The 19,402-nt window shown below is 71.4% G+C and carries 22 protein-coding genes; 12 read left to right on the top strand and 10 right to left on the bottom strand.

Features of this window, described 5'->3' with window-relative positions; all coding sequences use genetic code 11:
• Window positions 1-1,824: DEAD/DEAH box helicase (locus HP507_RS00895; RefSeq protein WP_254700861.1), on the bottom strand; the 1,824-nt coding region annotated here is incomplete at its 3' end.
• Between the two features lie 115 nt (window positions 1,825-1,939).
• The gene (locus HP507_RS00890; protein WP_175349998.1) at window positions 1,940-2,416 is read right to left on the bottom strand and encodes a MarR family winged helix-turn-helix transcriptional regulator; all 477 of its coding nucleotides are present in this window, start codon (window positions 2,414-2,416) and stop codon (window positions 1,940-1,942) included.
• A 97-nt stretch (window positions 2,417-2,513) separates the two neighbouring features.
• On the opposite strand from HP507_RS00890, the gene HP507_RS00885 reads away from it, so the two are divergent.
• From HP507_RS00885 to HP507_RS00875, 3 genes are all read left to right on the top strand, one after another.
• Complete coding sequence (locus HP507_RS00885) at window positions 2,514-4,610, top strand: MDR family MFS transporter (protein ID WP_175349997.1); 2,097 nt, start codon at window positions 2,514-2,516, stop codon at window positions 4,608-4,610.
• 70 nt (window positions 4,611-4,680) lie between these two features.
• The gene (locus HP507_RS00880) at window positions 4,681-5,271 is read left to right on the top strand and encodes a TetR/AcrR family transcriptional regulator (protein ID WP_175349996.1); all 591 of its coding nucleotides are present in this window, start codon (window positions 4,681-4,683) and stop codon (window positions 5,269-5,271) included.
• Between the two features lie 220 nt (window positions 5,272-5,491).
• Window positions 5,492-5,656 (top strand): hypothetical protein, encoded by a 165-nt coding sequence (locus HP507_RS00875; RefSeq protein ID WP_175349995.1) that lies wholly within the window; start codon window positions 5,492-5,494, stop codon window positions 5,654-5,656.
• 238 nt (window positions 5,657-5,894) lie between these two features.
• Here the strand turns inward: HP507_RS00875 and HP507_RS00870 are convergent, their stop codons facing one another.
• Window positions 5,895-6,662: an SDR family NAD(P)-dependent oxidoreductase gene (locus HP507_RS00870; RefSeq protein WP_175349994.1), complete on the bottom strand. Its 768-nt coding sequence runs from the start codon at window positions 6,660-6,662 to the stop codon at window positions 5,895-5,897.
• A gap of 68 nt (window positions 6,663-6,730) precedes the next feature.
• Here HP507_RS00870 and HP507_RS00865 point away from each other — a divergent pair, with 68 nt between their 5' ends.
• From HP507_RS00865 to HP507_RS00855, 3 genes are read left to right on the top strand one after another with little or no spacing between them, the layout of a single operon-like run.
• Window positions 6,731-7,324 (top strand): acyl-CoA-like ligand-binding transcription factor, encoded by a 594-nt coding sequence (locus HP507_RS00865; RefSeq protein WP_175349993.1) that lies wholly within the window; start codon window positions 6,731-6,733, stop codon window positions 7,322-7,324.
• 24 nt (window positions 7,325-7,348) lie between these two features.
• On the top strand, window positions 7,349-7,762 hold the full coding sequence (locus HP507_RS00860; protein ID WP_175349992.1) for a VOC family protein: 414 nt from the start codon (window positions 7,349-7,351) through the stop codon (window positions 7,760-7,762).
• Entirely contained in the window at window positions 7,759-8,154 is a 396-nt protein-coding gene (locus HP507_RS00855; RefSeq protein WP_175349991.1) for an arsenate reductase ArsC, read from the top strand. Before HP507_RS00860 ends, HP507_RS00855 begins: the two co-directional genes overlap by 4 nt.
• A gap of 19 nt (window positions 8,155-8,173) precedes the next feature.
• On the opposite strand, the gene HP507_RS00850 is transcribed toward HP507_RS00855, so the two are convergent.
• Complete coding sequence (locus HP507_RS00850) at window positions 8,174-8,443, bottom strand: hypothetical protein (RefSeq protein ID WP_175349990.1); 270 nt, start codon at window positions 8,441-8,443, stop codon at window positions 8,174-8,176.
• A 51-nt stretch (window positions 8,444-8,494) separates the two neighbouring features.
• Here HP507_RS00850 and HP507_RS00845 point away from each other — a divergent pair, with 51 nt between their 5' ends.
• Genes HP507_RS00845 through HP507_RS00830 form a run of 4 tightly spaced genes read left to right on the top strand, consistent with a single transcriptional unit; the run spans window position 8,495 to window position 11,286 of the window.
• Window positions 8,495-8,932 (top strand): VOC family protein, encoded by a 438-nt coding sequence (locus tag HP507_RS00845; protein ID WP_175349989.1) that lies wholly within the window; start codon window positions 8,495-8,497, stop codon window positions 8,930-8,932.
• Window positions 8,933-8,951: 19 nt separating this feature from the next.
• Window positions 8,952-9,830: a DUF808 domain-containing protein gene (locus tag HP507_RS00840; protein ID WP_175349988.1), complete on the top strand. Its 879-nt coding sequence runs from the start codon at window positions 8,952-8,954 to the stop codon at window positions 9,828-9,830.
• A 53-nt stretch (window positions 9,831-9,883) separates the two neighbouring features.
• On the top strand, window positions 9,884-10,249 hold the full coding sequence (locus HP507_RS00835) for an ArsR/SmtB family transcription factor (protein WP_271207391.1): 366 nt from the start codon (window positions 9,884-9,886) through the stop codon (window positions 10,247-10,249).
• On the top strand, window positions 10,246-11,286 hold the full coding sequence (locus HP507_RS00830; RefSeq protein WP_175349987.1) for a cation diffusion facilitator family transporter: 1,041 nt from the start codon (window positions 10,246-10,248) through the stop codon (window positions 11,284-11,286). The genes HP507_RS00835 and HP507_RS00830 overlap by 4 nt, the downstream gene beginning before the upstream one ends.
• 49 nt (window positions 11,287-11,335) lie before the next feature.
• Here the strand turns inward: HP507_RS00830 and HP507_RS00825 are convergent, their stop codons facing one another.
• Window positions 11,336-12,217 (bottom strand): NAD-dependent epimerase/dehydratase family protein, encoded by an 882-nt coding sequence (locus tag HP507_RS00825; protein ID WP_175349986.1) that lies wholly within the window; start codon window positions 12,215-12,217, stop codon window positions 11,336-11,338.
• A gap of 89 nt (window positions 12,218-12,306) precedes the next feature.
• Here HP507_RS00825 and HP507_RS00820 point away from each other — a divergent pair, with 89 nt between their 5' ends.
• Window positions 12,307-12,885 carry a TetR/AcrR family transcriptional regulator gene (locus HP507_RS00820; RefSeq protein WP_175349985.1) on the top strand — a complete coding sequence of 193 codons (579 nt, stop codon included), beginning with the start codon at window positions 12,307-12,309 and terminating at the stop codon, window positions 12,883-12,885.
• 14 nt (window positions 12,886-12,899) lie between these two features.
• Here HP507_RS00820 and HP507_RS00815 read toward each other — a convergent pair whose 3' ends face one another.
• The 3 genes from HP507_RS00815 to HP507_RS00805 form a co-directional block, all read right to left on the bottom strand.
• Window positions 12,900-14,849 carry a potassium transporter Kup gene (locus tag HP507_RS00815; protein ID WP_271207390.1) on the bottom strand — a complete coding sequence of 650 codons (1,950 nt, stop codon included), beginning with the start codon at window positions 14,847-14,849 and terminating at the stop codon, window positions 12,900-12,902.
• A 193-nt stretch (window positions 14,850-15,042) separates the two neighbouring features.
• The gene (locus HP507_RS00810; protein ID WP_175349984.1) at window positions 15,043-15,915 is read right to left on the bottom strand and encodes a serine hydrolase domain-containing protein; all 873 of its coding nucleotides are present in this window, start codon (window positions 15,913-15,915) and stop codon (window positions 15,043-15,045) included.
• A gap of 3 nt (window positions 15,916-15,918) precedes the next feature.
• The gene (locus HP507_RS00805) at window positions 15,919-17,304 is read right to left on the bottom strand and encodes an FAD-binding oxidoreductase (RefSeq protein WP_175349983.1); all 1,386 of its coding nucleotides are present in this window, start codon (window positions 17,302-17,304) and stop codon (window positions 15,919-15,921) included.
• 151 nt (window positions 17,305-17,455) lie between these two features.
• Here HP507_RS00805 and HP507_RS00800 point away from each other — a divergent pair, with 151 nt between their 5' ends.
• Complete coding sequence (locus HP507_RS00800) at window positions 17,456-17,647, top strand: hypothetical protein (protein ID WP_175349982.1); 192 nt, start codon at window positions 17,456-17,458, stop codon at window positions 17,645-17,647.
• A gap of 44 nt (window positions 17,648-17,691) precedes the next feature.
• Here HP507_RS00800 and HP507_RS00795 read toward each other — a convergent pair whose 3' ends face one another.
• A complete protein-coding gene (locus tag HP507_RS00795) occupies window positions 17,692-18,453 on the bottom strand; it encodes an SDR family NAD(P)-dependent oxidoreductase (protein ID WP_175349981.1) in 762 nt (253 codons plus the stop codon).
• The coding region (locus tag HP507_RS00790; RefSeq protein WP_175349980.1) for an ATP-NAD kinase family protein at window positions 18,450-19,402 on the bottom strand (953 nt) is incomplete at its 5' end. The genes HP507_RS00790 and HP507_RS00795, both read right to left, overlap by 4 nt.

Genomic DNA, 19,402 nt, shown 5'->3' with positions numbered 1-19,402 from the left:
GTCGCGGTCGCGGTCGCGGTCGTCGCGCCGCGGCCCGCGGTCGTCACGGTCGCGTCCGCCGCCGCGCGGCCCACGGTCGTCGCGGTCGTACTTGCGTACGCCCCCACGACGATCCGGGCGGATCTCGATGAGCTTCCCACTGATCCGGGTGTCCGACAGCCGGTCGAGCACGCCGCCGTCCATGTCGGCCGGCAGCTCCACGATCGAGAAGTCCGGTCGGATCTGGATCGCCCCGAAGTCGTCGCGGCGCAGCCCGCCCTCGTTGGCGAGCGCCCCCACGATCTGGCGCGGCTCGACACGGTGCCGACGGCCGACCTCGATGCGGTAGGCGGTCATCGGCTGCGAGCGGCGCGGGCCCCGGTCCCCACGGTCACCGCGGTCCCCACGTGCGCCGCGGTCGTCGTCGCGGTCGCGGCGGTCGCTGCCACGGCCGTCGCGGTCGACGCGGTTGCGGAGCTCGTCGGACTTCGGGTCGAGCAGCAGCGGGTCCTCGCCCTGCGCCACCACGGCCAGCGCCGCGGCGACGTCGTCGGCCGGCACGTCGTGGTGCTCGACGTAGTGGGCGATGATGTCGCGGAACGCCGCGATCCGGTCCTGCTGCTCGAGCGCCCCGGTGATGGCGTCGTCGAAGCGGGTCAGGCGGGTCTCGTTGACGTCCTCGATCGTCGGCAGCTGCATCTGCGTGAGCGGCTGCTTGGTGTGCCGCTCGATCGCGGACAGCAGGCGACGCTCGCGCGGGGTGACGAAGCTGATCGAGTCACCCTTGCGGCCGGCTCGACCGGTGCGGCCGATGCGGTGCACGTAGGACTCGATGTCGACGGGGATGTCGAAGTTCACGACGTGCGTGATCCGGTCGACGTCGAGGCCTCGGGCCGCGACGTCGGTGGCGACGAGGATGTCGAGCTTGCCGGACTTCAGCTGGTTGACGGTGCGCTCGCGCTGCGCCTGGGCGACGTCGCCGCTGATGGCGGCCGCGGCGTACCCCCGGGCGCGGAGCTTCTCGGCGAGGGTCTCGGTCTCGCTCTTCGTGCGGACGAAGACGATCATGCCTTCAAAGTCCTCGACCTCGAGGATGCGAGTGAGCGCGTCGACCTTCTGCGGGTACGACACCATGAGGTACCGCTGCGTGATGTTCGCCGCGGTCTTCGTCTTCGTCTTGACGGTGATCTCGGCCGGGTCGGTCAGGTACTGCTGCGAGATGCGGCGGATCTGCGCGGGCATCGTCGCCGAGAACAGCGCGACCTGCTTGTCGTCCGGGGTCTCGGCGAGGATGGTCTCGACGTCCTCGGCGAAGCCCATCTTGAGCATCTCGTCGGCCTCGTCGAGCACCAGGTACTTCAGCTCGGACAGGTCGAGCGTGCCCTTCGCGATGTGGTCCATGATCCGGCCGGGGGTCCCCACGACGACGTCGACGCCGCGCCGCAGGGCGGAGAGCTGCACGCCGTAGGCCTGTCCGCCGTAGACGGGCAGGACGTGCACGTGCTTCATGTGCGAGGCGAACTGCTCGAACGCCTCGCAGACCTGCAGGGCGAGCTCGCGGGTCGGCGAGAGCACGAGCGCCTGCGGCACCTTGGCGCCGGACTCCATGCGGGACAGGATCGGGAGCGCGAACGCCGCGGTCTTGCCGGTTCCGGTCTGCGCGAGGCCGACGACGTCGCGGCCCTCGAGCAGCGTCGGGATGGTCGCCTCCTGGATGGCGGAGGGGGTCTCGTAGCCGATGTCCTTGACTGCCTTGAGCACCGGGTCGCTCAGGCCGAGATCGGCGAAGGTCACCACGGGCCCCTCGTCGGTGGTCTCGGTGGTGGTGGCGGTGTCCGTGCTCATGCGCAAACGGTATCTCGAATACGCCGTGCGCTGTGACGGACTGGGAGGCGCGGGGCGGGCCCGCCCCGCGCCTCCAGGCCGTCCCGTGGGCGCGTCCAGAGCGTCGGACGCGTGGTCAGGCCGAGTCGCCTCGTGCTGTCGCGCCGATGCCGAGGACCGCGTCGGCGCGGTCGTTGAGGCGTGCGAGGAGCCCGGCGAGCGTGCGCAGCTCCCTCGTCACGAAGGCCCCCGTGAGGTCGTCGAACACCTCGGCTCCGGCGACGTCGAGCGTGTCGAGCAGCGCCCGGCCGGCGGGCGCGATCGAGACGAGGCTGGCGCGCCCGTCGGCGGGGTCGGGGGCGGTGCCGAGGTAGCCGGACTCGACGAGGGAGGCGACGCGGCGACTGATCACCGGCCGGGACAGCCCCGTCGCGTCGGCGATCGCCATCGAGCGGACGGCACCGAAGTGGTCGACGGCGCGGAGGATCACGCGCGCCGTGGGGTCGAGTCCCCCACGCGACTCGATGAGCGATGCCCGCAGGGTCTGCCGGACCCAGAGCCGGTCGAGCTGGGCGCGCAGCAGCCGCTCGGCGTCGTCCCGTTCCTCGGTCACGTCGCCAGCGTACTGCGGCGCATTTAGTTGCTTGCTGGAAGCAATGGATGTAGCGTTGCGCAGTCTGCAAAGTTTCACAGCACGAAAAAGGAGTTCGATGACCGCCAGCGCACCCACCCCGGTGCAGCGCGGCCGACGCGCAGCAGGGGCCGCCTCCGGCTCCGGCGCACCCGGCCAGCAGCCGCTCATGACCCACCGCCAGATCCTCCTCGTGATCTACGGGCTGATGGCGGGCATGTTCCTGTCCTCGCTCGGCCAGACGGTGTTCGGCACGGCGATCCGGACGATCGGTGACGACCTGCACGGTCTCGACCAGCAGGCATGGGTGACGACGGCGTACCTCATCACGTCGACCATCGCGACGCCGATCTACGGCAAGCTCTCCGACATCTTCGGCCGCCGTCCGCTCTACATCTTCGGCATCGTGGTGTTCATCCTCGGCGCCGTGCTCTCGTCGATGTCGACCTCGATGCTCATGCTCGCCGGCTTCCGTGCCGTGCAGGGCATCGGCGCGGGCGCGCTCATGTCCCTCCCGCTGGCGATCATGGGCGACATCCTCGCCCCGCGCGAGCGTGCGAAGTACCAGGGGTACTTCCTCGCGGTGTTCGGCATCTCGTCCGTGATCGGTCCGCTCATCGGCGGTCTGCTCGCCGGCACCTCCGAGATCCTGTGGATCACCGGCTGGCGCTGGGTGCTGCTCATCAACGTGCCGATCGGCGTCGCCGCGCTCATCATGGTGATCGTCTTCCTGCACCTGCCGAAGGTGCACGGCGCGGACTCCGCGAAGCCGAAGGTCGACTGGTGGGGCGCCACCGCCGTCATCGTCACGCTCGTGCCGCTGCTGCTCGTGGCCGAACAGGGCCGCACCTGGGGCTGGGGTTCGGCCGGCGCGATCGCCTGCTACGTCATCGGTGTCGTCGGGTTGATCGGCCTGCTGCTCATCGAGTCGCAGATGGGCGATGCGGCGATCATCCCGCTCAAGCTGTTCCGCTCGGGCACGTTCTCGATGGCGACCGTCATCGGGTTCCTCGTCGGCTTCGCGATGTTCGGCGCCATGCTGACCATCCCGCTGTACCTGCAGATCGTGGTCGGCCTGACCCCGACGGAGTCCGGCTTCGCGACGCTCCCCCTCGTGGGTGGTCTCATGATCGCGTCGATCACCTCGGGCCAGATCGTCGCCCGCATCGGGCGCTACCGGATCTTCCCGGTGATCGGCACGGCGCTGGTGTCCTCCGGCTACGTCGTGCTGACGTTCATGACGATCGACAAGCCGCTCTGGTTCCTGATGATCGGCATGTTCCTCATCGGGCTCGGCCTCGGCTCCGTGATGCAGTCGCTGACCCTCGCGTCGCAGGGATCCGTCGACGCCCGGGACATGGGCGTCGCCACCTCGTCCGCCACGTTCTTCCGGCAGATCGGTGGAACGCTCGGCACCGCCGTGCTGCTCTCGATCCTGTTCTCGGTGATGCCGTCGAACATCCTGCACGCCACCGCCGACCGGACGGACCTGCGCGCCGCCCTCGACGCGGCGACGAACCCGACCGTGGCGACGGCCAGCGAGAACCGTGGCGTCATGGCGAAGATCTGGTCGCCGATCGTCACGCCCCTCGAGCAGAACGTGCAGTCCTCGCTCGACGACGTGACCGCGAAGGTGCAGCAGTCCACCGCCGGCGCACCGGCGAGCGTGCAGCAGCAGGCCCTGGCCGCCGCCGCGACACAGGCGCACGCCAGCGTGCAGGACGGCGAGCTGACCGTCGACTGGTCGAACGCCTCGCAGCGGTCGTACTGGGTCGGCGAGCTCACACCCGCCCTCGCGAAGCAGATCGACAAGGGCGGCGAGTCCGGCAGCAGCGCCACGAGCACGAACGACACCTCGTTCCTGACGGGCGCGGACAGCCGACTCACCCGGCCGTTCATGGCGGGCTTCAACGCGTCGTCCGTGACGATCTACTGGGTCGGGCTCGGCGTGATCCTGCTGGCGTTCGTCCTCACCTGGTTCTTCCGGGTGCCGCCGCTGCGCCAGCGGTCCGCGCTGCAGGAGCGGGCCGACGCGGCCGGGTCGTCGTCCGACGAGTCCGACGAGTCCGAGGTGTCCCCGGAGGCGGAGCTCGAGGCGTCCGCCGGCATGGCCGCCGCCGAAGCGGGTTCCTTCACCGGCCCGATGACCGGCTCCACGCCGACGCAGCGTCGGTGACCGAACGGGGCGTCCGTCCGCCGTCCCCCTCCGCGGACGGGCGCCCCACCCACCAGCACAGGGAGTGAACGTGAGCACCACCCCAGCGACGACGGCGGCGACGGAGCCGTGCACGTTGCGCGAGCGGAAGAAGCAGCAGACCCGGCAGGCGCTGCACGACGCCGCGCTGACCCTGGTCTCCGCCCACGGTCTCGACGGGGTCACCGTCGAGCAGATCTGCGCGGACGCCGACGTCTCACCGCGCACGTTCTTCAACTACTTCACGTCGAAGGCGCACGCCGCGCTCGGCCTCGACACGGTCCGGGTCCCCGAGGCCGCCGCGGCCTGGTTCGCCGCTGCCACCGGTCGGCTCGTGGACGACCTGTGCCGGCTCATCGCCGCCACCGTGCCGCTCTCGCAGGACCGCCGACGGATGAAGGAACTGCTCGTGCTCCGGCCCGAGATGACCCCGATGGTGATGCAGTGGATGGCCGAGTCGCGGCAGTCCCTCCTCGCCACGGTCAGCACGCGGACCGACGAGCAGACCGCCAGGACCGCGGTCGCGCTCGTCATGTCGGCGCTGACCGAGGTCGCGCACCGTGAGCCGGTCCGCAGCGCCGACGAGCTGGCGACGCGGCTGGGCGCCGTGGTCACCGAGATGGGTGCACTCGCCTCCGCCTGACCCCTCGGGCCCTGTCACGGCTCCGCAACACCGGTCGTGTCGCGGAGGTGCGGGATTGCGGGGTGCCGCGTGCGTGCGTGGTCCCACAGGTCGCGTTCGGCATTCCGCAGGACTCCTCCCGGGCGACTCGAAGCGTGCCTACGCTCCATGCACCGGCCGTACCCGACGGCCGACCCCGGCTGCACCCGTCGGCCGCTTGCACGTCGAGGAGCCCTACCCGATGAAGCACCGTCCCAGCTGCCGTGCCGCAGCCCTCGTCACAGCCTCGACCGGGACCGTCCTGGTCTCGAGCGCGTTCGGCATCGTCTCCGCGATGGCCGTCACCGCGAACCCGTCCGCGCTCCTCGGGATCCACCGCATCCGGCGCAGCCGGCACCGCGGTTGACCGGGCCGCGTCGCGGTGTGCAACGGCGCACACCGTGACGCGTCCCACACGAACGACGCACCGTGTTCCCGCACGGTGCGTCGTCCACGTCCGGAGCACGCCTGCGCGCTCCGCGCTCCCGTCGGGCGCGCGCCGACGGGTCCAGCCGCTCCGGCGTCGCGTCCGGACCGGCCTCGTCCGCCGGAGGCGAGGTGCCGGCCCGCACCGCGCCTCCAGTCCGTCAGGTCGTGACCGGCTGTCAGACGACTGACCAGCCGCCGTCGCTCGGCAGCACCGCCCCGTTCACGTTCGCCGAGTCGTCGCTGAGCAGCCACGTGATCGCGGCCGCGAGCTGCTCCGGCTGCGCGACCGGCGGGATCGCCACCTGCATGATCGGACCGACCCTGCCGGCCGCGTAGTCGCTGCGCATCGGCGCCTCGATGTTCGTCGCGACCGCTCCCGGCGCGACGGCGTTCGCGCGGATGCCCTGCGGCCCGTGGAAGAAGGCGACGCTCTTCGTGAACCCGGCGATCGCGTGCTTGGACGCCGTGTACGCGGCCCCGGCCGCCGAGGCCCGCAGCGCCGCCTCGGAGGCGACGTTCACGACCGCACCGCGACCCGCGGCGATCATGAGCGGCAGGACCGCACGGGTCAGCCGCATCGGTCCGGTGACGTTCACGCTGAACACGCGGTCCCAGGTGGCGTCGTCGACCTCGCTCGGTGGGAGGAATGCGTCCATGATCCCCGCGACGTTCGCGAGTCCGTCGACCCGGTCCCCCGCGGCGGCGATGATCGCGTCGATCGTCTCGGCAGCAGCGACGTCCCCGACGACCGTCTCGACGTCGAGCCCGTCGGTGTCGACGAGTTCGGCGCGGAGCGCGTCGAGCCGCTCGGCAACGACGTCGGTCGCGATGACGCGGCCGCCCTCGTTCGCGATGCGCGTCGCCGTGGCGCGTCCGATGCCGGAACCCGCTCCGGTGACGATGATGGTCCTGCCGGTGAAGCGTCCGGCGGTGGTGTCGGTCATGTCGTCTCCTCACTGAGAGGCGCTCGCTGCGCCACCATCGTTATAGCACTCAGTGCCGAAAGGACTCCATGAGCTCGACGAGCGACCGACCGACGAGCGACCGGCCGACCGGACGCCCCCGGACGATCGACCCCGGCGCGGTGTCACTCGTCGCCCTGCGCCTCTTCGACGAGCAGGGCTTCGACGCCGTGTCGATGGACGACGTCGCGACCGCCGCCGGGATCAGCCGCCGGTCGCTGTTCCGGCTGTTCCCGAGCAAGGCCGCACTCGTCTGGGGCGGTCTCGACGAGTTCGCCACGCGCTTCACCGACGCGCTTCGCGTCCGACCCGTGGCGGAGTCCGCCTGGGAGGGCCTGCGAGCGGCGTACCGGGCCGGCGCCTCCTTCCCACCCGACACGGTCGAGGTCACCCGGCACCGCCTGCGGGTCATCCGCGCGAACCCGTCGCTCGAGCGCGGGGGCGAGGCCGCGTCGGCCGCGCTCGCCGGGGTGATCGAGCGGTTCGTGGCCGAGCGCGACGGCGGGACGGTCGACGACCTGGCGACGACCGTGCGGGCGCACGCGCTGGCGGCCGCGGCCAGTGCCGCCCTCACCTGGTGGGCGATGCACGGGGACGGCCGGCCGGAGGACGTGGTGGACCGGGCGCTCGGGCTGTTCGGCTGACCCGTGATCGCGTACGGTCTGAGCATGAACGTGAACGGGCCCTCGCCCTACTTCCAGTTCGACGGCACCGCGCGGCAGGCGCTCGAACGCTGGCAGGGCGTGTTCGGCGGCGAGGTCCGCATCGCGACCTTCGCCGAGTTCTCCCGGACGGACGGTCCGGGCGACGCGGTCGCGCACGGGCAGCTGACGGGCGGGGTCGAACTCTTCGCGGCCGACATCGCCACCGGTGAGACGCCGTTCGCGGCGACCGGGGTGCTCTTCTCACTGCTCGGCGTCGAGGAGCCCGAGGTCCTGCGCCGCTGGTTCGACGACCTCGCCTCCGACGGCTCCGTGGTCGACCTGCTGCAGGAGCGACCCTGGGGCGACTGGGACGGCACCGTGCGGGACGCGTTCGGCGTCACGTGGCTGATCGGGTTCGAAGCATCGGCCGTGGGATGACCGAACGCCCCACCGTGCTCTTCGTCTGCGTGCACAACGCCGGCCGGTCCCAGATGGCAGCGGGGTACCTGCAGCACCTCGCCGGCGATCGCGTCCGCGTGTACTCGGCGGGCAGCGAACCGGCGGACCGCGTGAACGCCGTCGCCGTGCAGGCCATGGCGGAGGAGGGCATCGACATCGCCGCGGCCGAACCCGCCGTCCTCGAGACCGACACCGTGCGGCAGTCCGACATCGTCATCACGATGGGCTGCGGCGACGCCTGCCCGGTGTTCCCGGGGAAGCGCTACGAGGACTGGGAGCTCGACGACCCGGCCGGGCTGCCGCTCGAGCGAGTGCGACCCATCCGCGACGCGATCCGCGCCCGGGTGGAGGAACTGATCGCCGGCCTGTGAGCCACCGCTCGTCGAGGAGCTACCGCTCGTCGAGCGGCAGGAGCGGAGCCCAGTAGGCGTCCGGCCCGTCGGAGACCACGGCGTCCGGTTCGAACCGGAAGCCGTAGTCACGGACGAAGTCGAGGGCCGCGGCCCGTTCACCGGCGGCGTCGTCGTCCACGGCGTCGAAGAGGTACTCGCCGTGCCCCATCCGCACCCCCGAGTCGCTGATCACCGAGAGGTCCCAACGACCTTCCTCGGCGCGCTCGATCCGCACGACGGCGGCCTGGTCAGCGGTGAAGTCAGCCATGCCGCGAGCATACGGATGGCGGGTCCGCGGCGTTCAGCCTATGGTGGCGCCATGACGGCGACGGTGCGGCAGGTGCAGGTGACGTTCGACTGCGCGGAACCGGAGCGGGTGGCCCGTTTCTGGTGCGAGGTGCTCGGCTACGTGGTGCCGCCACCACCTCCCGGGTTCGACTCGTGGGAGGCGTTCGACCGGGCGCTCCCGCCCGAGCACCAGGGGTCGGCGTTCGCGTGCGTCGACCCGAACGGCATCGGCCCACGCCTGTTCTTCCAGAGGGTGCCCGAGGGCAAGGTCGTGAAGAACCGCGTGCACCTCGACGTCCGCGTCGGCACGGGTCTCGTCGGGGACGAACGGCTCGCCGCCCTCGACGCCGAGAGCGAGCGCCTCGTCGCCCTGGGCGCCACCCAGTTCCGCCGCATGGTCGCCGACGAGGTCGACGAGTCGTGCATCGTCATGCAGGACGTCGAGGGCAACGAGTTCTGTCTCGACTGATGGGCCCTAGTCTGACCGCATGTCAGTGGGACTGCTCGCCATCGTCGACGACGTGCTCTCCGCGGCCCTGAAGGCCAGTGCCAAGACGGCGGGTGTCGTCATCGACGACGCCGCCGTGACCCCGCAGTACGTGCAGGGACTCTCGCCCGCGCGGGAACTGCCGGTCGTGGGTCGGATCGCACTCGGCAGCCTCGTCAACAAGTTCGTCGTCATCATCCCGCTGGCGCTGCTGCTGTCGGCGTTCGCACCCTGGGTGCTGCCGTGGCTGCTGCTGATCGGCGGGACGTACCTGTGCTTCGAGGGCGCCGAGAAGGTCACGGAGTGGTTCGGCCACCACCACGCCGCGACCGAGGAGTCGAGCGGCGACGAACGGAAGCTCGTGTCCGGCGCGATCCGGACCGACCTCATCCTCAGCACCGAGATCATGCTCATCGCCCTGGCGAGCCTCGACCCCGACCTCGGCACGTGGCCGACGCTCGGGGCGCTCGTCGTGATCGGACTCGGCATGACGGCGCTCGTGTACGGCGCCGTCGCACTCCTCGTGAAGGTCGACGACATCGGCCTGCAGATGATGAAGAACCCCGTTCGCCGGACACGGCGGACAGGCGCGCGGATCGTGCGCGCGATGCCGGCGGTCTTCCGAGTGATCAGCGTGGTGGGCGCCGTGGCGATGCTCTGGGTCGGCGGGCACCTCGTGATCGCGAACCTCGCGGAGACGTTCTGGCACGGGCCGTACGACCTGCTGCACGCGATCGAGCGCGCGGTCGACTCTGCGGGGCCGGTCGTGACGTGGATCGTCGACACGGCGGTGTCGGCGGTGTTCGGCGTCGCGCTCGGGATGGTCGTCGTGGGCGTCGTGCTCGGCGTCGCTCGTCTCCGCGGTCACGCGGGGCACTGACCCTCGGACGGAGGCGCCTTGTGCTGCCGTCATCCGTGATCAATAATCTGCGTGTGCATGCAGCTAAGCAGATGTGCGGGCTCGACCCCGATTCGGAGTACGTCGAACTCGCGGTCGAGGTGTTCGCGATGCTCGCCGACGCCACCCGCGTCCGGATCGTCCTGGCGCTGCGGAACGCCGAGGAGATGTCCGTGAACCACCTCGCGGACGCCGTGGGCAAGAGCCCCGCCGCGGTGTCGCAGCACCTCGCGAAGCTCCGGTTGGCGCGCATGGTCTCCACCCGGCGCGACGGCACGACCGTGTACTACCGGCTCACCGACGAGCACGCGTCCGAACTCGTCGTCGACGCGGTGAAGCAGGCCGAGCACACGGTCGGCAACGCACGCCACCACCACGGCCAGGCCGCGGCGAACGCATGAACGCGCACCCGCACGAGCACGAGCACGCCCACGCCCACGCCCACGCCCACGCCCACGCCCACGACCACGACCACGACCACGACCATTCGCACCCGCACGGCGGCGTGCAGGGGTTCCTGTACGACCTCTTCGTCCCGCACACCCACGACGCCACCGACTCCATCGACGACGCGATGGAGGCCTCGACGGCCGGCGTCCGGGCGCTCAAGATCAGCATGTTCGTCCTGCTCGCCACGACCGTCCTGCAGCTCGTGCTCGTCGTCGCCACGAGTTCGGTCGCGCTCCTCGCCGACACGATCCACAACTTCGCCGACGCCCTGACGGCCGTGCCGCTCTGGATCGCGTTCGTCCTCGGACGCCGGGCCGCCACGCGCCGCTACACGTACGGGTACGGCCGGGCCGAGGACCTCGCGGGCATGTTCATCGTGTTCGTGGTCGCACTGTCGGCCGTCGTCGCCGGGTGGGAGGCGATCGACCGCTTCGTGCACCCCCGACCGATCGAGAACCCGTGGTTGCTCGTCGCCGCCGGGCTCATCGGCTTCGCGGGCAACGAAGCCGTCGCGGTCTACCGGATCCGCGTCGGCCGGCGGATCGGCTCCGCCGCCCTCGTCGCCGACGGCGTCCACGCCCGCCTGGACGGCTTCACCTCGCTGTCGGTCGTGCTCGGCGCCGTCGGGGTGATGCTCGGCTTCCCGCTGGCCGACCCCGTCATCGGTCTGCTCATCGCGGTGTCGATCGTCCTCCTGCTCTGGGGCACGCTGAAGTCGATCGGCGCGCGGCTCATGGACGCGGTCGACCCGGAACTCGTGCACCGGGCCGAACACGCCATCGAGGACGTCGACGCGGTGCGGGCCGTCCGGGACGTGCGGCTCCGGTGGGTCGGGCACCGGCTGACGGGGTCCGCCACGATCGAGGTGGACGGCAACGACCTCGCGGCCGCGACCGCCACGGCGGCGCGGGCGCGCACCCACGCACGCGAGGCGCTGCGCAACCTCGACGAGTTCACGGTCACGACGGCGCCCCGCGCCCACGACTGACCGGCCCGACGGGAGGCGCGGGGCGGGCCCGCACACCGCCTCCCGTCCGTCAGGCGGTGACGTTGTCGAGATCCTCCAGCAGGCTCGGGTGCGTCGGCTGCCAGCCGAGCGTGCGCTGGGTGAACGCACCGGAGGCCGGCTGGTCCATCGCGAAGATCGGCGCGAAGGCACCGAACGTCTCGTCCCCGGCGGCTTCGACGGGCAGGCCGAGTCGACGGCCGATCACGTCCACGATGTCACGGACGCGATCGCCCTCGTCGGCGACTGCGTGCCAGGCGGTCCCGGCGGACGCGTTCTCGAGAGCGAGCCGGAACAGCACGGCGGCGTCGCGCGCGTGGACCGCTGGCCAGCGCTGGTCACCGGTGCCGGGGTAGCCCGCGACGCCGGTGCTCCGCGCGACCTCGGTGAGGATACCGGCGAACCCACCGGTGCCGTCGGCGTGCACAGTGCGGGGCAGGCGGATCGCGGAGACGCGGACACCGCGTGAGGCCAGGCCGAGCGCGGCGAGGACCGAACGCGCACGACCGGCGACCGGCCCCTCGAGAGGGAGCGGGTCCGTCTCGACCGAAGCGCGGCCCGGGACCCACGGCGTCCCGGACACGACGACGAACGGGCGGTCCGAGCCGACGAGCTCCTCGCCGAGGGCGCCCATCGCGGCGGACTCCTCGGCGATGGCGCGGGCGAGCGCCTCAGGCGAGCTGAAGTCGTTCGAGAACGCGAGGCTGACGACGCCATCCGATCCACGCGCGGCGACTCGGAGCACGTCGAGGTCAGCCAGAGCACCGCGCACCGGCGTCGCCCCTGCGGCAGTGACGGCTGCGGCCGACCGATCGGAGCGGACGAGGACGGAGACGGAGTGTCCGGCGCTGATGAGTTCCGCGACGACGGCGGTGCCGATGGTACCGGTTCCGCCGGTGACGAAGACGTGCATGCGTGCTCCTCGGGTTTGCGTCATGGGAGGGTTGTCCCATCACGGTACACCCGTGATGGGACCGTTGTCCCGTCACGTATGATCACAGCATGGCGCGATGGGAACCCGGTGCTCGGGAACGACTGGTCCTGGCTGCGGTCGACCTGTTCTCCGAGCAGGGCTACGACGGAACCACCGTGACGCAGATCGCCGAGCGAGCCGGGGTCACGAAGAGCACGTTCTTCCGGCACTTCCCCGACAAGCGGGAACTCCTGGTGGCCGGGCAAGAGACGCTGAGCCGACTCCTGGCCGAGGGCATCGCCGAGGCACCCGCCGGGAGCACGCCGCTCGAGGCCGTCGCCGAGGGACTCGCACGCGCCTCCGACGAGATGGGGCCGATGAACCGCGCGCTCGGTCCGCGCCTCAGGGCCGCCGTCGCCGCGAGCGCCGAGCTGCGGGAGCGCGACGCGCTGAAGAGCGTGGGCATGGCGGCCGCGATGGCCGAGGCGCTCGTCGCCCGCGGGGTCGCCGACGCGCCGGCTCGACTCGCGAGTGAGATGGGCGCGCTCGCGTTCAAGCGCGGCTTCGAGCGCTGGTCGAGTGGGGACCGGTCGGACGACGACCCGCTCGCGGGGTACACCAGGGCAGCGCTGACAGAGCTGCGCGAGGCGGCCGCGGCGCTCGGCTGAGCGGAGCGCCGAAGTCAGATCTCGACGTCGCTGCCCATCGTCACGGTGTCCTTCGCCGGCAGCCCGAACCGCGCCGCCGGGTCGGCCGCGTTGTGCGCCAGCCCGACGAACAGCTTCTTCCGCCACCCGACCATCCCGCGGTTGCCCGGCATCGGCCGGAGCGCGCCGCGCGAGATGAAGTACGACGCGTGCTCCATCTCGTCGGGGTCGATGTCGAGGACCTCGGCCATGCAGGCGGCGTGCAACGCCTTCGGCAGGTCCTGGTCGTCCGAGAAGCCGAACTTCACGGTGATGTGGTCGATCCCGTCGTCCTCGTAGCCGAGGTCGTCCCGGAAGAACGCCTTCGCGTGCGGCACGTGCGGCACGTTCGCGGTGATGACGGACACGATCAGGACGGTCCGGTGCACGACGTGGTTGTGCTCCACGTTCGCGCGGAGCGCCAGCGGTGTCGTCTCCTTGTTCGGGTGCGGGAAGATCGCCACACCGGCGACGCGCGGGATGTGCTCGCTGTTCACCCGCTCGATGAACTCCGCCAGCGACCCCTCGCGCTCCTTCCGCTCGTCCTGCACGAGGGCCCGGCCGCGCCGCCAGGTCGTCATGAGCGTGATCACGGCGAGGGCGATGAGGAGCGGCACCCATCCCCCGTGGACGATCTTCGACAGGTTGCCGGCGAGGAACGTCAGCTCGAGGCCGCCGAACAGCACCGCTGCCAGCACGAGCTTCCAGGGCTTCCACTTCCAGAGCGGCCGCACCACGAGCAGCAGCAGGAGCGTGTCGACCACGAGTGCCCCGGTCACGGACACCCCGTACGCCGTCGCCAGGTTCGCCGACGACCGGAACGCGAGCATGATCGCCATCACACCGATGAACAGCAGCAGGTTGACCGCCGGCAGGTAGATCTGCCCGCTCTCCTGTCGCGAGGTCTGCCGGATCGTCAGCGGCGGCAGCAGTCCGAGCTGCACGGCCTGCCGGGTGAGGGAGAACGCCCCGGAGATGACGGCCTGGCTGGCGATCACGGTCGCCATCGTGGCGAGCACCACCAGGGGGATCTGCAGTGCGTTCGGGAACAGCAGGAAGAACGGGTCCTTCGCCGCCGTCGGATCCCGGAGGACGAGGGATGCCTGCCCGAGGTAGTTGAGGACGAGGGCGGGGAACACCACGAAGAACCAGGCTCGGAGGATCGCCGGCCGACCGAAGTGCCCCATGTCCGCGTAGAGTGCCTCGGCACCGGTGATCACCAGGACGACCGCGCCCATCGCGACGAAGGTGATGTAGGGGTGTGCGATGAGGAACGCGATCGCCCACGTCGGCGACAGACCCTGCAGGACGCCGGGGTGCGCGATGATGTGCGGCACACCCGCGGCCGCGATCACCACGAACCAGAGCAGCATCACCGGTCCGAACAGGTTGCCGACCTTGCCGGTGCCGAACCGTTGCGCCGCGAACAGCAGCACGAGGATCACCGCCGCGATCGGCACGATGAGGTGTTCGACGGACGGCGCGGCCGTCGCGAGACCCTCGACCGCGGACAGCACCGACACCGCCGGCGTGATCACCGAGTCCCCGTAGAACAGCGAGACGCCGACGATCCCGATGACGAGGAAGATCACCGCTCCGCCGCGCCGCTTCGAGTAGAGGCGTCGAGTCAGTGCGGCGAGCGCCATCACTCCGCCCTCGCCGTCGTTGTCGGCGCGCATGAGCACGAGGACGTACTTGATCGACACGATGATGGTGATGCTCCAGAACATCATCGAGATGACGCCGTACACGTCCTCCTGGTTCGCCTTCACGATGCCGCCGTCGATCGTGAAGACGGTGCGGAGCGCGTACAGCGGGCTCGTGCCGATGTCGCCGAACACCACGCCGAGCGCGGCGAGCGCCAGTGCGGCGGCGCCCTTCCGCAGGCCGTGGCCGCCGTCGTCGGCGGTGTCGGTCGTCGCTGTCTGGGAGCGGGTCTCGGTCACGCTCGTCACTTCCGTCTCCGGTCGCCCGGGCGGCGGCCGCCGCTCATCATCGCACCGCGAGCACGCCCGCGCTCGCAGGCTGCGCACATGACGGACTGGAGGCGCGGTGCGGGCCCGTCCCGCGCCTCCAGTCCGGTGGGCGGTGCGGCAGACCGCTCGACGCGAGCCCGACGGTCCAGGCGTGTCGGGACGGTCAGGCCTGTCGCTCCAGCTCGTCCGCGACGAACGCCGCGAAGGCATCGGCACCGAAGTGGTCGTCGGCCGTCACGGTGATCACCGTGTCGCCGTCGAAGAGCAGCATCTGGCCGTACGCCCCGTGCAACCGCCAGAGCCGTCCGGGGCCGCCCCAACCGGCCATGGCGTAGCGGTCGTACCCGGGGTCGGTCCCCTCGCGCTGCACCCAGTCGGTGTGCATCGCGTCGCACCACCGCGCACCGACCACGCGTGATCCGCCGTACTCGCCGCGGTCGCGGACGAGACGACCGAGACGAGCGAGCTCCTCGGTCCGGAGCGCCAGCCCCTCGCCGGCCGCGACGTACCCGTTCGGGCAGCGCTGCCAGGGGACGTGCTCGATGCCCAGCGGAGCGAACAGTCGGCGCGACACGAAGTCGCCGACGTCGCCGACCCGTCTCTCGAGGACCCGCATCGCGGTGTACGTGCTCGGGTTCGCGTACTGGAACACGCGCCCTCGGGACGGTCGCCGGAGGAACTCGAGCGCGAGGTCGGGCCAGTCCGTCAGCTCCGTCGCCGTCCAGGGCATGTCGACGCCGCTCGTCATGGTGAGCAGGTGGCGCAGCGTGACCGCGTCCGTCCCCGCGCCGAAGGCGACGTCGGGCAGGTAGGTCGCGATCGGCACGTCGACGTCGACCAGTCCGTCGTCGGCGGCGATCCCCGTCGCGAGCACGCAGACACCCTTCGCGACCGAGTGGACCTCGCGTCGGACGTCCGGCGTCCAGTGGTGCTCGGCGGTCTCGTCGCCCGTGAGCACGTGGAGTCCGTGAGCGTTGAAGCCGGTGTCGTCGACGTGGCGAACCAGGGCCTCGGCGATCGTCTGCGCGGTGGTCACCCGTCAGAACGCCTTCCCGGGGTTCAGCGTCCCGGCGGGGTCGAGCGCGGCCTTCACCGCGCGGTGCATCGCGACGACCCGGTCCCCGAGTTCCTCACGCAGCCCGGGCAGCTTGAGCAGGCCGACACCGTGCTCGCCGGTCACCGTGCCGCCGAGGGCGAGGCAGTCGTCGACGATCGCGTCGAAGGCCGTCTTCGCCCGGGCCTTCGCGGAGAGGTCCCCCTCGGGCGCGATGATGAGCGGGTGCAGGTTGCCGTCGCCGGCGTGCGCGATGTTCGCGATGGTGACGTCGTTCGCGGCCGCGGTCGCCTGGATCCGGCGCAGCATCTCCGGGACCGCTCCGCGCGGGACGCAGATGTCCTCGGTGAGCACCGGTCCCAGCCGTTCGAGCGCCGGGTACGCCAGCCGTCGCGCCTGGAACAGACGATCGATCTCGTCCGGATCCGTGGCGATCTCGACGTCCGCGCCGCCCGCGGCCGCGAACAGCTCGCCGACCTCGGCGGCGATCCGGTCGCCTGCCGCGCCCGGCTCGTCGACCCGGGCGAGCAGGAGCGTGTCGACGCCCGACGGCAGCCCGAGGTGCATCCAGTCGTCGACCGCACGCAGGCACGTCTCGTCGAGGAGCTCGAGCGCGGCCGGGAGGATCCCGGCACGGCTGACCGCCGCGACGGCGTCCCCGGCCGCGACCAGGGACGGGAAGTACCCGATGACCGCGCGCTCGGTGCGCCCTGCGAGCGGCAGCAGCTTCACCGTCACGGAGGTGACCACGCCGAGCGTCCCCTCCGAACCAACCATCAGACCGACCAGGTCGTACCCGGCGACGCCCTTGGCCGTCCGACGGCCGAGCTCCACCACCGAACCGTCCGCGAGCACGACGGTGAGGCCGAGCACGTAGTCGCGGGTCACCCCGTACTTCACGCAGCAGATGCCGCCCGCGTTCGTCGCGACGTTGCCGCCGATCGTCGAGATCGACGAGCTCGCCGGGTCCGGCGGGTACCAGAGCCCGTACTCGGCCACGGCCGCGCGGAGCGCGTCGTTGACCACACCGGGCTGCGTCACCGCGTACCGCTCGTCGACGTTCACCTCGAGCACCCGGTCCATGAGTTCGAGGGACAGGACCACCGAGTTCGCGACGGCGTTGGCGGCACCCGACAGTCCCGTCCCCGCGCCGCGCGGCACGATCCGGACGCCGGCACCGTCGGCCCACCGCAGGATCGCCGCCACCTCGTCCGTGGTCCGTGCGAGCACGACGGCGAGCGGCGTCGCGAAGTCCGCCCACTCGGCGTCGTCGTGGCTGTAGCGCGCCAACGTCCCCGGATCGCGGAGCACCCGGTCAGCGCCCAGCGCGGTCTCGAGTCCGGTCAGGTCCGCGGCAGCGGAGTCGGTCATCGTCCTGGTTCCCTTCGTCCGCGGCGGCGGATCCTGCACGACGATAGCCCTGACGGACTGGAGGCGCGGTGCCGGCTCGCACCGCGCCTCCAGTCCGTCATCGGGTCGCGTCTCACCGGGGTCTCGGCCCGGCCGCGTACCGTGTCGCCACATGGGACGCACCCGTGCACGGCGGCCGCACCGCCTCGCGCTCGTCGTCGCCGCCATCGCGGTGCTCGTCGGCGTCGGACTGCTCATCAGCCCGTGGGACGGGCTCGTCGTGGTGGTCGCGTGGGTCCTCATCGGCGGCGGTGTCGTCGCGGGGGTCCTCACGCTGTTCTTCGTCCGGACGCCGAGCAGCTGATCACCGGTGGGACTCGGTCGGTCAGGCGATGGGCGCCCGTCTGGTCAGGCGATGCCGCCCCCGTCGACGACGAGGGCGGCCCCGGTCACGAACGACGACTCGTCGCTCGCGAGCCACACGACGGCGTTCGCCACCTCCGAGGGCTGGCCCATCCGCCGCAGCGGCCGGTCGGCGGCATCCGCGAGGAACACCGACGCGTCCTGCCCGAGCTGACGTGCCTCGTCGCGGAGCATCCCCGTGTCGATGTCGCCCGGGTTCACCGAGTTGACCCTGATCCCCTGCGGACCGTGGTCGATCGCCAGTGCGCGCGTCATGTTGACGACCGCACCCTTCGAGGCACAGTAGGAGATCGCCTGACCGCCACCGGTCAGACCCCAGCCGCTGCCCGTGTTGATGATCGATCCCCCGCCGCGTCCGGCCATGAGCGGAACGACGTGCTTGCACATCAGGAACACGCCACGGACGTTGACGCCGAACACGCGATCCCAGTCGTCGACCGAGGTGTCCACCGCGGTCGACCGGCGGATGATGCCCGCGTTGTTGAACGCGATGTCCACGCCGCCGAACGCATCGACCACTTCGCGCACTGCGGCTTCGACGTCCGGTTCGGACGACACGTCGGCGCCCACCGCGATCGCCGTTCCACCGCTCCCCCGGATCTCCTCGGCCACTGCCTCGGCGGCCTCCTTCTGCAGGTCGATGACGGCGACGCGGGCGCCTTCGGCAGCGAGTGCGATCGCGGCTGCACGGCCGATGCCTCCGGCGCCGCCCGTGACGGTTGCTGTTCTTCCTTCGAGACGCATCATTGGGTTCCTTTGCTGATCGGGGCAGTGTCTGCGACGGCACGTACGGGGTAGACACTCGTTGTGGTGATGCCGGTGATGACCGACACGTGACCGCTGAGCGTCGCGTCGAGAACCGGGTCACCGGTGTCGACGAGGAGGGGGCGACCGCCGAGGTCGATGAGCTTCTGCTCGGTCGCGACGACGTCGATCCGCGGCCGTGAGCCGTTCTCGCTGAGCGCTCTGACGACGTCCGCCGACAGCTGCTGGTTCCCACGACCGAGGAGGAAGCCCTGCCCGCCGATGACCGTGATGACGGCTTCGGCTGCACCGCCGCGGACGGCCGCGAGCGCGTCGGTCTCGCTCAGGTCGCGTGCGAGGAGCCGACCGTCCTCGACGAGGTCGAGGCCGAGCGGCGACAGCTCGAGACCGAGGATCCGGCCCACCTCGGTGGTGGTCGTCCCCGGCCCGATGAGGTACCGCACGTCGGGACGCATCCTCGCCACGACGCCGCGAGCAGCCCGGTGCACGGCGTCTCGTTCGCTCGACGGAGTCGACGCCTTCCGCGCCTGCGTGCGACCGGGGACGAACGGCACCTCGCGGATCGCGAACAGCTTCGGATCCGGCCGGCCGGCGCGCAGGGCGTCCTCGTCCAGGTCGAGGATCTCGGCGGGAGCGGTCGCCGCGGCACCGTCCAGCCAATCGGCAGCGAGTGTGCCGGCGGCGCTCGGGCCGACGGCGAAGCACCCGGAGTACATCTTCACCCCGGCCGGGATCCCGAGCATCGGGACGTCGGCCGGCAGGCCCGCTGCCACGTCGCGAGCCGTTCCGTCGCCGCCCGCGAACAGGACCAGCCGCGCGCCGGCACGTGCGAGCGCGGCCGCCGCACGGGTGGTGTCCGCCGCGGTCGTCCCCGGACCACGGTCCGGGGTGCACGCTGCGCCGGCCACGACGCTGGCGTGCAGACCCGAGG

This window comes from Curtobacterium pusillum (assembly GCF_013359865.1).
GTDB classification, from domain to species: Bacteria; Actinomycetota; Actinomycetes; order Actinomycetales; family Microbacteriaceae; genus Curtobacterium; species Curtobacterium pusillum.
This window is presented reverse-complemented; position numbering and strand designations above follow the sequence as displayed.

Excerpts from the sequence above, each read along its gene's own strand:
- HP507_RS00885 (WP_175349997.1), top strand. The coding sequence starts at position 2,514 with ATGACCGCCAGCGCACCCACCCCGGTGCAGCGCGGCCGACGCGCAGCA.
- HP507_RS00875 (WP_175349995.1), top strand. The coding sequence starts at position 5,492 with ATGAAGCACCGTCCCAGCTGCCGTGCCGCAGCCCTCGTCACAGCCTCG.
- HP507_RS00870 (WP_175349994.1), bottom strand. The coding sequence starts at position 6,662 with ATGACCGACACCACCGCCGGACGCTTCACCGGCAGGACCATCATCGTC.
- HP507_RS00865 (WP_175349993.1), top strand. The coding sequence starts at position 6,731 with ATGAGCTCGACGAGCGACCGACCGACGAGCGACCGGCCGACCGGACGC.
- HP507_RS00860 (WP_175349992.1), top strand. The coding sequence starts at position 7,349 with ATGAACGTGAACGGGCCCTCGCCCTACTTCCAGTTCGACGGCACCGCG.
- HP507_RS00855 (WP_175349991.1), top strand. The coding sequence starts at position 7,759 with ATGACCGAACGCCCCACCGTGCTCTTCGTCTGCGTGCACAACGCCGGC.
- HP507_RS00850 (WP_175349990.1), bottom strand. The coding sequence starts at position 8,443 with ATGGCTGACTTCACCGCTGACCAGGCCGCCGTCGTGCGGATCGAGCGC.
- HP507_RS00845 (WP_175349989.1), top strand. The coding sequence starts at position 8,495 with ATGACGGCGACGGTGCGGCAGGTGCAGGTGACGTTCGACTGCGCGGAA.
- HP507_RS00840 (WP_175349988.1), top strand. The coding sequence starts at position 8,952 with ATGTCAGTGGGACTGCTCGCCATCGTCGACGACGTGCTCTCCGCGGCC.
- HP507_RS00830 (WP_175349987.1), top strand. The coding sequence starts at position 10,246 with ATGAACGCGCACCCGCACGAGCACGAGCACGCCCACGCCCACGCCCAC.
- HP507_RS00825 (WP_175349986.1), bottom strand. The coding sequence starts at position 12,217 with ATGCACGTCTTCGTCACCGGCGGAACCGGTACCATCGGCACCGCCGTC.
- HP507_RS00820 (WP_175349985.1), top strand. The coding sequence starts at position 12,307 with ATGGCGCGATGGGAACCCGGTGCTCGGGAACGACTGGTCCTGGCTGCG.
- HP507_RS00805 (WP_175349983.1), bottom strand. The coding sequence starts at position 17,304 with ATGACCGACTCCGCTGCCGCGGACCTGACCGGACTCGAGACCGCGCTG.
- HP507_RS00800 (WP_175349982.1), top strand. The coding sequence starts at position 17,456 with ATGGGACGCACCCGTGCACGGCGGCCGCACCGCCTCGCGCTCGTCGTC.
- HP507_RS00795 (WP_175349981.1), bottom strand. The coding sequence starts at position 18,453 with ATGATGCGTCTCGAAGGAAGAACAGCAACCGTCACGGGCGGCGCCGGA.